Origin of the sequence: Mycobacterium sp. E183 (genome assembly GCF_001667735.1) — a bacterium.
Taxonomy (GTDB): Bacteria; Actinomycetota; Actinomycetes; order Mycobacteriales; family Mycobacteriaceae; genus Mycobacterium.
Map to the genome: position 1 here is coordinate 15306 of NZ_LZJN01000191.1, position 13210 is coordinate 28515.

The 13210-nt window shown below is 68.0% G+C and carries 11 protein-coding genes; 6 read left to right on the forward strand and 5 right to left on the reverse strand.

From position 1 onward, the window contains the following. Positions 1–59 precede the first annotated feature (59 nt). Entirely contained in the window at positions 60–1337 is a 1278-nt protein-coding gene (locus A5691_RS22935; RefSeq protein WP_068019109.1) for a cytochrome P450, read from the forward strand. Here the strand turns inward: A5691_RS22935 and A5691_RS22940 are convergent. Beyond that, positions 1334–2182, reverse strand: a complete 849-nt coding sequence (locus A5691_RS22940; RefSeq protein ID WP_067752553.1) for an NAD-dependent deacetylase — start codon at positions 2180–2182, stop codon at positions 1334–1336. The genes A5691_RS22935 and A5691_RS22940 overlap by 4 nt on opposite strands. A gap of 81 nt (positions 2183–2263) precedes the next feature. On the opposite strand from A5691_RS22940, the gene A5691_RS22945 reads away from it, so the two are divergent. Next, positions 2264–3133: a hypothetical protein gene (locus A5691_RS22945; protein ID WP_068019101.1), complete on the forward strand. Its 870-nt coding sequence runs from the start codon at positions 2264–2266 to the stop codon at positions 3131–3133. Positions 3134–3183: 50 nt separating this feature from the next. Here A5691_RS22945 and A5691_RS22950 read toward each other — a convergent pair whose 3' ends face one another. Beyond that, positions 3184–3723, reverse strand: a complete 540-nt coding sequence (locus A5691_RS22950; RefSeq protein ID WP_067752495.1) for a cysteine hydrolase family protein — start codon at positions 3721–3723, stop codon at positions 3184–3186. Positions 3724–3782: 59 nt separating this feature from the next. On the opposite strand from A5691_RS22950, the gene A5691_RS22955 reads away from it, so the two are divergent. After that, complete coding sequence (locus A5691_RS22955; RefSeq protein ID WP_067752497.1) at positions 3783–5825, forward strand: NAD(+) synthase; 2043 nt, start codon at positions 3783–3785, stop codon at positions 5823–5825. A gap of 50 nt (positions 5826–5875) precedes the next feature. On the opposite strand, the gene A5691_RS22960 is transcribed toward A5691_RS22955, so the two are convergent. The 3 genes from A5691_RS22960 to A5691_RS22970 form a co-directional block, all read right to left on the reverse strand. Continuing rightward, positions 5876–6283, reverse strand: coding sequence for a hypothetical protein (locus A5691_RS22960; RefSeq protein WP_067752556.1), 408 nt, complete (start codon positions 6281–6283; stop codon positions 5876–5878). 100 nt (positions 6284–6383) lie between these two features. After that, positions 6384–7262: a PfkB family carbohydrate kinase gene (locus A5691_RS22965; RefSeq protein WP_068019098.1), complete on the reverse strand. Its 879-nt coding sequence runs from the start codon at positions 7260–7262 to the stop codon at positions 6384–6386. Positions 7263–7326: 64 nt separating this feature from the next. Next, the gene (locus A5691_RS22970) at positions 7327–8004 is read right to left on the reverse strand and encodes a cation transporter (RefSeq protein ID WP_082950459.1); all 678 of its coding nucleotides are present in this window, start codon (positions 8002–8004) and stop codon (positions 7327–7329) included. A gap of 149 nt (positions 8005–8153) precedes the next feature. Between A5691_RS22970 and A5691_RS22975 the strand changes: the two genes are divergently transcribed. From A5691_RS22975 to A5691_RS22985, 3 genes are all read left to right on the forward strand, one after another. Further along, positions 8154–10394: an adenylate/guanylate cyclase domain-containing protein gene (locus A5691_RS22975; RefSeq protein WP_067781975.1), complete on the forward strand. Its 2241-nt coding sequence runs from the start codon at positions 8154–8156 to the stop codon at positions 10392–10394. Next, a complete protein-coding gene (locus A5691_RS22980; RefSeq protein ID WP_067752505.1) occupies positions 10391–11836 on the forward strand; it encodes a mechanosensitive ion channel domain-containing protein in 1446 nt (481 codons plus the stop codon). Before A5691_RS22975 ends, A5691_RS22980 begins: the two co-directional genes overlap by 4 nt. Positions 11837–11941: 105 nt before the next feature. Beyond that, complete coding sequence (locus A5691_RS22985; RefSeq protein ID WP_067752508.1) at positions 11942–13201, forward strand: glutamate-5-semialdehyde dehydrogenase; 1260 nt, start codon at positions 11942–11944, stop codon at positions 13199–13201. The last annotated feature ends 9 nt before the right edge of the window (positions 13202–13210 follow it).

Sequence of the window (13210 nt, forward strand, 5' to 3'; positions counted from 1 at the left end):
TGTCTAGGAATAGTGTCGCTGGAGTCTGTGACCGAGGTCATACGCAACGGAGGATCGCCATGACCGTGATGACCGGAACGTCGGGCAGCGAAAAGCCCGGCCGCCCCTACGACCCCATCGACCTGTCCTCCCGCGCGTTCTGGTCGACGACGGCGGCCGACCGCGAACGATCGTTCGCGGTGCTGCGGGCCGAGCGGCCGGTGAGCTGGCATCCGCCGGTCGAGGACGCGCTGATGCCCGATCCCGCGGATCCGGGCTACTGGGCGGTCACCCGGCGGGCCGACATCGCCACGGTCAGCCGCAACAACGAGGTGTTCCTTTCGGGCCAGGGCGTCATGTTCGAGAACATCCCGGTGGAACTCCTCGAAGCGTCGCAGTCGTTCCTCGCGATGGACCCGCCGCGGCACACGAAGCTGCGCAAGCTGGTCAGCGCCGCGTTCACCCCACGCCAGATCCGGCGCATCGAGGACTCGATCAGGGCGAACGCCAGGGCGATCGTCGAGGAGCTGCGCGCGGCCGGCAGCGGGGCGGACTTCGTCGAGCACTGCGCCAAGCAACTGCCGATCCGCACCTTGTCGGACATGGTGGGGATTCCGGAATCGGAGCGAGAGCGGGTGGCGCACGCCGCGGACGCGCTGGTGTCCTGGGCCGACCCGATCTACCTCGACGGTCGCCACCCCCTGGAGGTTCTGCTCGAAAATCAGGGGTACCTGCACCAGGTCGCCGGCGCGCTGGCGGCCGAGCGCCGCAATCATCCCGGCGACGATCTGTTCAGCGGCCTGGTGAACGCCGAAGTCGACGGCGACCGGCTGACCGACGCGGAGGTGGCGGCCTTCTTCGTGCTGCTTTCCGTGGCCGCCAACGACACCACCCGTCAGACCACCAGCCACGCGATGAAGGCGCTGACCGACTTCGGAGATCAAAGAGCCTGGTTGCTGGAGGATTTCGACAACCGGATAGGAACGGCCGTCGAGGAATTCGTGCGCTGGGCCAGTCCCGTGATGACCTTCCGGCGCACGGCGGCAACGGATTTCGAGCTGTGCGACCAGACGATCCGGGCGGGGGAGAAGGTGGTGATGTTCTATCCGTCCGGCAATTGGGACACCGAGGTGTTCGGCCATCCGGAGCGCTTGGATCTGAGCCGCAGTCCCAACCCGCACGTCGGGTTCGGCGGGGGCGGGCTGCACTTCTGCCTCGGTGCCCATGTGGCCCGGGCACAGCTGCGGGCCATCTTCGCGGAGCTGCTGCGCCAGCTGCCGGATATCCAGGCGGGCGATCCCGCCTACGTGGCGGGCAATTTCGTCCACGCCATCCGCAGCATGCGGTGCACGTTCTAAAGCATTGCGATCGGCGACAATTCGTCGACGAGCAACGTCAGCAGCTCGGAGCAGCCGCCGTCGACCTTGACGGTGGCCAGGTCGTCCCCGCGGGTAGGACCGCGGTTGACGATGGCGATCGGCGTGCCGAGCGCTGCCGCATGACGCACGAACCGGTAGCCCGAGAACACTGTTAGCGAGGAGCCGGCGACCAGCAGCGCGTCGGCTTCTTCCACCAGTGAATAGGCTTGGTCGACAACCGCTTTGGCCACGCTCTCACCGAAGTAGACGATGTCTGGTTTGAGCATGCCGCCGCAGCTCGGGCAGTCGAGGTAGTGGAACGACGTGGTGTCGGCGACGACGGCGTCGGCGTCGGGGGCTACGGCCAGACCGCCGCCCGCTCCGGCGCGTTCGACGAATCCCGGGTTGAGCGATTCGAGCTGATCGGCCAGCGCGGCGCGGCTCATGGTGTAGCCGCAGCCCAGGCAGACCACCCGCGCGTAGGTGCCGTGCAGGTTGACGACGTTGGTGCTGCCGGCCTTGGTGTGCAGCAGGTCGACGTTCTGGGTGATCACCCCGGTCACCACCGAAGCGCGCTCGAGGGCGGCCAACGCCCGGTGCCCGGCGTTGGGCAGCGTGTCGTCCATGTGTCGCCAGCCGACGTGGTTGCGCGCCCAGTAACGCTGCCGGAACGCCGGATCCGAGGTGAACTGGCGGATCGTCATGGGATTGCTGGGCGGCGAATCGGGTCCGCGGTAGTCGGGGATGCCGGAGTCGGTGGACAGGCCGGCGCCGGTCAGCACCGCGATCCGGCGACCGGTCAGCAACGCGACCAGCTCCGGCGATTCGGCGCGGCGGGTGGTCACCTGTTCGAGGGTACGGGGCGTCGAGCTCCGGACGTCTGCCTTCACAAGCGGTCACCGGGCGCAATGTGGTTGATTGTTGCCATGGCCACAGCCGCCGAGCATGCCGCGGGACAGCTCGCTTCGGTGCGTGATGACCCGATGGCGCGGCTCGCGCTGCTGCGGACCCTCTACGAGACACCGGCCGGCTGGGACGAGCGGCGTCTGCCCTACCGGCGCGCGGCGCTGGCGTTCATGCGCTGGGAGTTGCGTCGCGGAGTGCTGAACCCCACTGACGCCGCGGCGCCGGGCAGTCCCTGGTGGCGTGCGATCAACGACCGGCTCTTGCGCGATACCGCCGAAGCGCGCGCCCACGTGCTCGGCCTGGGCGGCCCCACCACCTCGTCGAGCGTCGCCGACTCGGTGACGTTCATCCGCCGGCCGTCGGTGCGAACGTGGTACCGGGCCCACAACGCCATCATCGTCAGGGCCTACCTGGATAACCGTGAGTTGGCCGAGGGCGAGTCGCGCGTCGAACGCTTCTTCATCAACCTGGTGCTGGTGCGGGTCCTCTTCGCGCACGCGTTGGTGGCCGCGCCGCGGTTGGCGCTGGGCTGGCTGTCACCGCTCGCACCCTTGTTGGGCGACCCGCGCCTGGCAGTCACCGGCATCTTCTTGCAGCTGTCGAGGGTGCTGCCGGACCGTTACCCGCTGCGGGAGGACCTGGACTGGTACGTCGGCCGGGAAAACGGATTCGGTCGTGTTCTCGACCTCGGCGTCATCCGGCCACGACTTGACCAGCTGTACTCCTGGTCCGCGAGGGAATTGTCGATACCCGAGCTCGCGCCGCTGCTCCGCGACGGTGTGCCCGCCTACGCCTGGGACTGCAGCGACATGGGGCCTTGGGGCTCGTCTCCGGGGCTGACGACGCGCGCGACCCGCAGGGTGCTTCCGCCACCGAAATTCGTTGCCTGATCCCGCCGGGTGGCTCTCCCAGGGCGGGCCTTCGGGTCTGGCGCGCCTGACTAACCGAGGCAGTCGGCGGCCGTGGTGATCTCGGCCGACATGTTCTTCTCCATCATCTTGCACGCCGCCTCGGCCAGGTCGGTGTCGATGCCGGCCACGGCGTCCGTCGGGATGACGACGGGAAAGTGGCGCACGTAGGCGTCGAGTGCGGTGTAGAGGATGCACTGCTCGGTGACCTGCCCGGCGATGACCAGCCGCTTGGTCTCCAGCCGGTTCAACAGATACGCCAGCGCGGTCGCGTAGAAGGCGCTGTGCCGCACCTTGGTCATCACGCGGCAGTCTCCGGACGGCGCGATCGGCTTCACCAGATCGGGCCGGGCTCCGTCGAGCGCGGAGCTGACGATGTCGGAGAACTGAGCGGCGAAATCGCCGTAGTTGTCGTTGACGTAGATCAGGTCCACGTCGTCGGATTCCCGTGCGCGCCGGACCAAATCGGCCAGCGGGTCGATGATCTTGCCCACATTGGGTATCAATTCTTCAGCGTCGGGATGCTGATAGGTGTTCATCATGTCGACCACCACGACGGCAGTATCGCTCATGATGGAGGGGATACCCGGCGGCCGCGGGTTGACACCGGTCAGGCGACAATGGAAGGGCGATGGACTTTTACAACGCTTACAGCCAGGGCTTTGTCCGGGTTGCCGCGTGCACCCATCACACCACGATCGGCGATCCGGCGGCCAACGCCGAGTCGGTCCTGGGGCTGGCGCGCGAGTGCCACGACGACGGCGTCGCGGTGGCGGTGTTCCCCGAGCTGACGCTGTCCGGGTATTCGATCGAGGACATCGTGATGCAGGACCTCCTGCTCGACGACGTGACGGCCGCGATCGAGAGCCTCGTCGCGTCCTCGACCGATCTGCTGCCGATCCTCGTCGTCGGCGCCCCGCTGCGGTATCGCCATCGCATCTACAACACCGCGGTGGTGATTCACCGTGGCGCCGTGTTGGGGGTGGTGCCCAAGTCGTACCTGCCCACTTATCGGGAGTTCTACGAACGACGCCAGATCGCGCCGGGAGATGACGAGCGCGGCACCATCCGGATTTGCGACGCCGACGTCCCGTTCGGCCCCGACCTGCTGTTCGCCGCCTCCGACATCCCCGGCTTCGTCCTGCATGTCGAAATCTGTGAGGACATGTTCGTGCCGATCCCGCCCAGTGCGGAGGCGGCGTTGGCCGGCGCGACGGTGCTGGCGAACCTGTCCGGCAGTCCCATCACGATTGGCCGCGCCGAAGACCGCTGCCTGCTGGCCCGCTCGGCGTCGGCGCGCTGCCTGGCCGCCTACGTCTACGCCGCCGCGGGCGAGGGCGAGTCGACCACCGACCTGGCCTGGGACGGTCAGACCATGGTCTGGGAGAACGGCGAACTGCTGGCCTCGTCCGAGCGCTTCCCGAAAGGGGAGCGACGCAGCGTCGCGGATGTGGATCTCGACCTGCTGCGCTCAGAACGCCTGCGAATGGGGACGTTCGACGACAACCGGCGCCACCATCGCGGGGCGGCCGAGTCGTTCCGGCGCGTCGACTTCCGGCTGGAGCCGCCGGCCGGCGACCTCGGATTGCGCCGCGACGTGGAGCGTTTCCCGTTCGTCCCGGCCAATCGCGAACGCCTGGAACAGGATTGCTACGAGGCCTACAACATCCAGGTTTCGGGGCTCGAGCAGCGGCTGCGCGCGCTGAACTACCCGAAGATCGTGATCGGGATCTCCGGCGGCCTGGATTCGACGCACGCGCTGATCGTCGCCGCGCGCGCGATGGACCGGGAGGAACGGCCGCGCAGCGACATTCTCGCGTTCACGCTGCCCGGTTTCGCGACGGGCGACCGCACCAAACGCAACGCGATCGAGCTGTGCCGCGCGCTCGGTGTCACCTTCGCCGAGATCGACATCACCGAGACCGCGATGGTGATGTTCAAAGAGATGGACCACCCGTTCGGGCGTGGGGAAAAGGTCTACGACGTCACCTTCGAGAACGTGCAGGCGGGCCTGCGCACCGACTACCTGTTCCGGCTGGCCAACCAGCGCGGCGGAATCGTGCTCGGCACCGGCGACCTCTCCGAGATCGGGCTGGGCTGGTCGACCTACGGGGTGGGCGATCAGATGTCGCACTACAACGTCAACGGCGGTGTCCCGAAGACGCTGATCCAGCACCTGATCCGCTGGGTGATCTCGTCCGGCCAGTTCGAATCCGACGTCACCGACGTGCTGGAGTCGGTGCTTGACACCGAGATCTCCCCGGAGCTCGTCCCGAAGGGCGAAGAGGAAGAGCTGCAGAGCAGCGAGGACAAGGTGGGACCGTATGCGCTGCAGGACTTCTCACTGTTCCACGTGTTGCGTTACGGGTTCCGGCCGTCGAAGATCGCGTTCCTGGCCTGGCACGCGTGGAGCGACCCCGAGCGGGGCAACTGGCCGCCGGGATTCCCCGAGGACAAGCGACCGACCTACTCGCTGAAGGAGATTCGGCATTGGCTCGGGGTCTTCGTGCAGCGCTTCTATTCGTTCAGCCAATTCAAGCGTTCGGCGCTGCCCAACGGCCCGAAGGTGTCGCACGGCGGCGCGCTGTCGCCCCGCGGTGACTGGCGCGCCCCGTCGGACATGTCCGCGCGCATCTGGCTCGACGAGATCGACCGCCAGATTCCCGAGGAATAACGTGCTGCGGGCCCGCCCGGGATCGCCGGACGGGCCACGAACGGCCCGGCTCACGCCCTCGCGCGGCGCCAGCCCTGGTATTGCAGCTCCGCGAACACCAGCGTGTAGGCCCCGGCCGCCAGGTTCAACGCGACGCCGGCCGAGGTCAGCGGGAAGACGTCCGTGAGCACCAGCACCACGGCGGCCACGGTGTAGAGCAGGTTGCCGATGATGACGGCCATGCCGGCGCGGCGCACCGACGGCAGGTTGGCGAGCCCGAACACCAGCACGCCGTAGCCGAGCAAGAAGGCGCCCATCCCGTACTCGAACGCTTTCGTGGTACCCGAGAGCTCGGCGAGCCGGCCGGCCAGCGGGATGCCGGCCAGGCCGACCAGCCCGCTGATGGCGGCGTCGGCGCGCATGGCCAGGCGCAGCAGGCCGTCCCGGGTGCCCGTGCGATCAATCGTGGTAGCGGACATGATGTTCCTTTCTCGATGGCTGAAAACGATCGCCACCGACGTTGCCCGCGAACCACTGCCAGATCGACGCCGGACGCTGCCAACTGCTGCCAACCGCAGGTCAGGCCAGCGATTGCAGCGCCGCGTCGATCGCTTCGGCATCCGGTGCGCAGTCGCCGGCACCGGCTACCAGCGTCGCCAGCGCCCCCGCGGCGCAGGCGCGTCGCAGCGCGTGCAGCCGTCCGGCGGGCGAGCCCGGATGGGGTGGCCAGCTTCCCGCGAGCACACCGGCGAACACGTCCCCGGCGCCGGTGGTGTCCACCGCGGCCACCGCCGGAGCGGGCACCACAAAGTCGCCGTCGACACCTGCGTACCGCGCGCCGCGCGCCCCCAGGGTGGTGACCAGGTGATCGGGGCGCCACGGCCATTCGTCGGCCTCGGCCTCGTTGACGATGACCACGTCTGCCGCGGCGGCAAGGTCGGACAACGAGCCGGGGTCCTGCCCGGACGGTGAGGCGTTGACGATGACGACCGCGCCGGCCGAACGGGCCAGCTGTGCCGCGGTCGCCGCCGCCTGCGCGGGGATCTCCAACTGCGTCAACAAGACGTCGCAGCCGCTGATGGCGCCGCGCGCGGCGGCGCGGTCCAGCGTCAGCCGCGCGTTCGCCCCGGGCGCCACCACGATGGTGTTTTCGGCGTCGGCGTCGACAACCACGATCGCCGTGCCGCTCGGCCCGGGCGCTGCGGCGGTGCCGTCCAGAGCCACCCCGTTGTCCAGCAAGTGGGCGCGTAACCGCGCCGCGGCCGAGTCGTCGCCGAACGCTCCGACGAATTGCACCTGCGCACCCGCACGCGCCGCCGCCACCGCCTGATTGCCCCCCTTGCCGCCCGGCGCGGAGGTCAGCGACGACGCCAGCACCGTCTCGCCGGGGCGGGGGAGGGTGTCGACGCGCAGCGACAGGTCCATGTTCACGCTGCCGACCACGCAGACTCGCGCCATTACGCCGACGTCAGTCGATTGCAACCGCCAAACAGTCTGCGGCGCCGCGATTTTGGCTCTTGCATCAGCATTCGCAGTCCTCGCCGTGCCACGCCTCAAATCCCTCGCGGACCGCAACACCGGCGATGACCAGGCCGACCGCCGGGTCCAGCCACCAGCCGCCCGGCCACACGGCGATGACGGCCAGCGTCAGCAGCACCGCCGCGGACTGCGCGGCGCACAAATAGTTTTGGGTGCCCTCCCCGGCGGTGGCCCGCGAGTTCAGGTGCCCGGCGAGCCGCCGCTTGGCCCATCCCAGCAGCGGCATCATGACCAGCGCCACCGCGGTCAAGGCGATCCCGATCACCGTCGTCCCGGGGCGGGCCCCGGTGAGCAGATTCCGGACCGATTCGAGAGCGATGTAGGGCGCGATGAGCCAGAACGACACGGCCACCCCGCGCTGGGCATGGCGCTCCGAGGTCTCCGACAGCGTGCGGTCACCCGTGAACCGCCACACGACGATCACGCTCGCCAAGCCCTCGACGGCACTGCCGAGCGCCCAGCCGATCAGCGAGATGGACCCGACGGCGAACCCCTGCCACAGCCCGAGCGCGCCCTCCGCGCACATCCAGCACAGGCTCGCCCACGCGAGCCATCGCGCCCGGCGCGCGGCGCGTGTCCAAGCGGCGTCGGGCTCGGCGCCCCGGACGGTCGCCACGTCGCTGGGGCCGCAGCCGCAACCGTCCGCGCAGGCGTCGCTCATAGCGCCAAGGATAGGTGCACTCAGTCGGGTTGTTGAAGGCCCGAGCGTTCTTCGCCTTGAACGCTTTGCCGCAATCGCCCATATCTCGAGGCGCGCGCGCTAGTGTGCTGCGTGAGCGATGCTGCCTGTCCGAGGAAGGGCGAAGTCGAGTGACATCGAGCGAGCTACGAGACGCTGAGCCGGCTTCCCAGAACGCACCTGCGCCCGCCCCGGCACCCGACCCGGCCGAAACGGTTGTGGCGCAATCGGGCGAGGCCCGTAGAGGCCGTAAGTTCCGCCGTCGTCGGCTCTTCCGGATCGGCCTGCAATCCAAGCTCCTGCTGACGCTGCTGTTGTGCAGCATCCTGTCGATCGGGGTGATCGCCTTCATCGGGGCGTCGTCGGGCCGCAACGCGTTGCGCCAGGTCGAATCCGAGCGACTCACCGAACTGCGCGAGTCCCAGGCGCGGCAGGTGCAGTCACTGTTCAAAGAGGTCACGAATTCGCTGATCGTGTACAGCGGCGGCTTCAGCATCGTCGAGGCGACCACGGCGTTCACCGATGGCTTCGCGCAGTTGTCCAACGCGACGATCACCCCGGCCCAACAGCAGGCCCTCGTCAACTACTACGACAACAACATGATCAAGCCGATCAAGCGCATCACCGGTGAGGAGCTCGATCGCAACGCGATCTTCCCGAGTTCCAACGCACAGAAGTACCTTCAGGCCAACTACACCGCGCAGTACCCATCGATCGCCGAGGCGAGGAAGGTCGAGGACGCGGGGGACGGCAGCGCCTGGTCGGCGGCCAGCGGCCGCTACGGCTTCTACATGCGCGACATCGTCACCCGTTTCGAGTACCCGGATGCGCTGCTGCTGGACATGCAGGGCAACGTCGTGTACTCGGTGAACAAGGGCCCCGATCTGGGCACCAACATCCTCACCGGCCCGTACCGCGAGTCCAATCTGCGGGACGCATACCAAAAGGCCCTGCGCTCCAACGATCTCGACTTCGTCTGGATCACCGACTTCCAGCCGTACCAGCCGCAACTCGACGCCCCGACGGCGTGGGTGGTGTCGCCGGTGGGAATGAACGGAAAATTCAACGGCGTGATGGCGCTGCCGCTGCCGATCTCGAAGATCAACAAGATCATGACGGCCGACAAACATTGGGAGGCCGCCGGGATGGGCCCGGCCACCGAGACCTACCTCGCCGGTCCGGATAACCTGATGCGTTCCGACTCAAGGCTTTTCCTCGAGGATCCCGCCGAGTACAAACGCGAGGCCGTGGCGTCCGGCACCCCGCCCGACGTCGTCGAGCAAGCGATCCGCCTCGGTGGCACGACGCTGGTGCAGCCGGTGCCCACCGCGGGCCTTCGCGCCGCCCAGCGCGGACAAACCGGAGTCCTCAGCGCCACCGACTATCTGGGCAACAGGGAACTGGAGGCCTACGCCCCGCTGACGGTGCCGAACTCCGATCTGCACTGGTCGATCCTGGCAACGCGCGACAACTCCGACGCGTTCGCACGCCTCGGCCGGTTCAGCAGAACGCTCGTGCTGGCCGTGTCGATCATGATCTTCGCCATCTGCGTGGCGTCGATGGTGCTGGCCCAGCTGATGTTGCGCCCGATCCGTCGGCTGCAGGCCGGCACGCAGAAGATCACCTCGGGCGACTACGAGGTCAACATCCCGGTGAAGACGCGCGACGAAATCGGCGAGCTGACTGCGGCTTTCAATGAGATGAGCCGCAACCTGGCGATCAAGGAGGAGTTGCTCAACGAACAGCGCAGGGAGAACGACCGCCTGTTGCTGGCGCTGATGCCCGAGTCCGTCGTGCAGCGATATCGCGAGGGACAGGAGACCATCGCGCAGGAACACCAGGACGTGGCCGTCATCTTCGCCGAAATCGTCGGGCTCGACGAGGTCTCCGTCGGCATATCCGGCGACGAGCTGGTGGGGATCGTCGACGAACTCTTCCGGCAATTCGACTCGGCCGCCGAATCTCTCGGCGTCGAGCGAATCCGCACCTTCCACAATGGCTACCTCGCCAGCTGCGGCGTGGTCACGCCGCGGCTGGACAGCATTCACCGGAGCGTCGACTTCGCGCTCGAAATGCGCCACATCATCGAGCGGTTCAACAACCAGACGGGTCACGAGTTGCGCCTTCGAGTGGGCATCAGCACCGGCAACGTCATCAGCGGACTGGTCGGCCGCTCGGGGCTCGTGTATGACATGTGGGGCGCCGCGGTGAGCCTGGCCTACCAAATGCAGAGCGGCTCAAACCAATCGGGCATCTACGTAACATCGCAGGTGTACGAGGCGATGCGTGACGTGCGCCAGTTCGCGCCCGCGGGAACCATCTCGGTCGGCGGAACGGACCAGGCGATCTACCGGTTGTCGGAGCGATCATGAACCTGTTCGAATCGTCGTGGTTCTACTGGGCGATCGGGGTCGCGCTGGGATTCCCGGTCTGTTTGATCCTGCTCACCGAATTGCACCGCGCGCTGGTCCGCCGGAGAAGCCACCTGGCCAGGCAGGTCAGCCTGCTGCGCAACTATCTGCTGCCGCTGGGCGCACTGCTGCTGTTGGTCGTCAAGGCGTCGCAGATCCCGGCCGGGGATGGCTCGGTGCGGATCCTCACCACGATCTTCGGCCTGTTGGTGTTGGTGCTGGTGCTGTCGGCCCTGAACGCCACCGTGTTCGAGGGCGCGCCCGACGAAAGCTGGCGCAAGCGGTTGCCCGCCATCTTCATCGACGTCGCCCGCTTCGGAGTGATCGGCGTCGGGCTCGCGGTGATGCTCTCCTACATCTGGGGCGTCCGGATCGGCGGCCTGTTCACGGCGCTGGGCATCACCTCGGTGGTCATCGGGTTGATGCTGCAGAACTCCGTGGGCCAGGTCGTGTCCGGCTTGTTCATGCTCTTCGAGCAGCCGTTCCGGATCAACGACTGGCTGGACACCGGTACCACGCGGGGGCGCGTCGTCGAAGTGAACTGGCGGTCCGTCCACATCGACACCGGCAGCGGCATCCGCATCATGCCCAACTCGATGCTGGCCAGCACCTCGTTCACGAACCTGAGTCGCCCGTCGCGGGCATACGACTGTGCAATCACCACGAAGTTCGCGGCCGGCGATGCCCCGGACAAGGTGTGCGCGATGTTGACGCGGGTCGCCGGTGCGCTGCCGGCCCGCAGACCGGAGGTGTTGCCGACCACCGTCGCGCTGGGCGGCGCCCAGTACCGCACCACCATCAGGCTGACGTCGCCCGCCGACGCGGAAGCCACCGAAGCCACCTTCCTGCGCTGGGTCTGGTACGCCGCGCGGCGGTCGCGCCTGCGGCTGGACGGCGCCGACGACAACTACTCCACCAAGCAGCGCGTGGAGAAAGCGCTGCGCACGGTGGTCGCCCCGGCGTTGCGGCTGAGTCACACCGATCAGCAATCGCTGGTGCCGTACGCCAAGCTCGTCCGCTACGGTGCCGACGAAATCATCGAGTCCGCCGGTCAGGTGTCCTCGGGCATGACCTTCCTGGTCGCCGGGCGGGTCCGGCTGACGGCGACGACCGAGGACGGGTCGGTGGTGCCTGCCAGCATCCTCGACGAGGGATCGTTCCTCGGCCTGACGGCGCTGACCCGTCAACCCAACCTGGCCGGCGCCTACGCGCTGGACGAGGTGACGGCGCTGCAGATCGAGCGTGAGCACCTCGAGCACCTCGTGATGCGTAAACCGTTGCTGCTTCAAGACTTAGGGCGACTGATCGATGAGCGGCAGGCCAAGGTGCGAGAGGCGGGCCGCCGCGACCGGGCCGGCCATGCCGGTGTCGAGCGACAGCAGCCGGCCAAACCGCGGCGCTGACTCGCCGACGCTTGAAATCTCGGTCCCGGCGCGTTACGTGCGGAGCGGATGGCGTAATACCCGGGCCGCCGCGCTGGGCCGGTCAAGGCCCGATACCCTGGTTCAATGAGTCTGCAAGCACCATCGCTTCCTGACTTGCGTCGCGAGGTCCACAATGCCGCCCGGCGCGCCCGGGTCGCCTCTCGCGTCCTGGCGTTGTTGCCGACGGTGGCCAAGGACCAGGCGCTGCGCTCCGCGGCCGACGCGATAGCGGCTCACACCGATCTGATTCTCTCCGCCAACGCCGACGACCTCAGCGCTGCCGAAGCCGCGGGCACACCGACCGCGATGCTCGACCGGCTGGCGCTGGACTCCAAACGCGTCGAGGGGATCGCCGCCGGCCTGCGCCAGGTCGCCGGGCTGCCCGACCCGGTCGGCGAGGTGCTGCGCGGGTACACCCTGCCGAACGGTTTGCACCTGCGGCAGCAGCGCGTGCCGCTCGGCGTCGTCGGCATGATCTACGAGGGCCGGCCCAACGTCACCGTCGACGCCTTCGGCCTGGCGCTCAAGTCGGGCAATGCGGTGCTGTTGCGCGGGAGTTCGTCGGCGGCGCGGTCGAATCAGGCGCTGGTGCAGGTGCTGCGCGCCTCGCTGGTCAGTGAGGACCTGCCCGCCGATGCGGTGCAACTTCTTTCGGCCGCCGATCGCGCCACGGTGACGCACCTGATCCAGGCCCGCGGCCTGGTGGACGTGGTGATTCCGCGCGGCGGAGCGAGCCTGATCGACGCAGTGGTTCGCGACGCGCAGGTGCCCACCATCGAGACCGGTGTCGGCAACTGCCACGTGTACGTGCACGAAGGAGCCGACCTGGACCTCGCGGAACGAATCCTGCTGAACTCCAAGACCCGCCGCCCCAGCGTCTGTAATGCCGCCGAGACGCTGTTGGTCGACGCCACGATCGCCAAGAAGGCGCTGCCCCGGTTGGTGTCGGCCCTCGAGGACGCGGGCGTGACCGTGCACGGCGGGGTTTCGGCGGACGCCGCCGAGGACGACCTGCGCCGCGAGTACCTGTCGATGGACATCGCCGTCGCCGTGGTGGACGGCATCGACGCCGCGATCGCTCACATCAACGAGTACGGGACGGGGCACACCGAGGCGATTGTGACCAGCAATATGGCTGCCGCGCAACGGTTTAGCGACGGGGTCGATGCGGCGGCGGTGATGGTCAACGCGTCGACGGCGTTCACCGACGGCGAGCAGTTCGGCTTCGGCGCCGAAATCGGGATCTCCACCCAGAAATTGCATGCGCGCGGCCCGATGGGGCTGCCGGAGTTGACCTCGACCAAGTGGATCGCGTGGGGTGACGGGCAAGTCCGGCCCGCCTGACCGCGACGA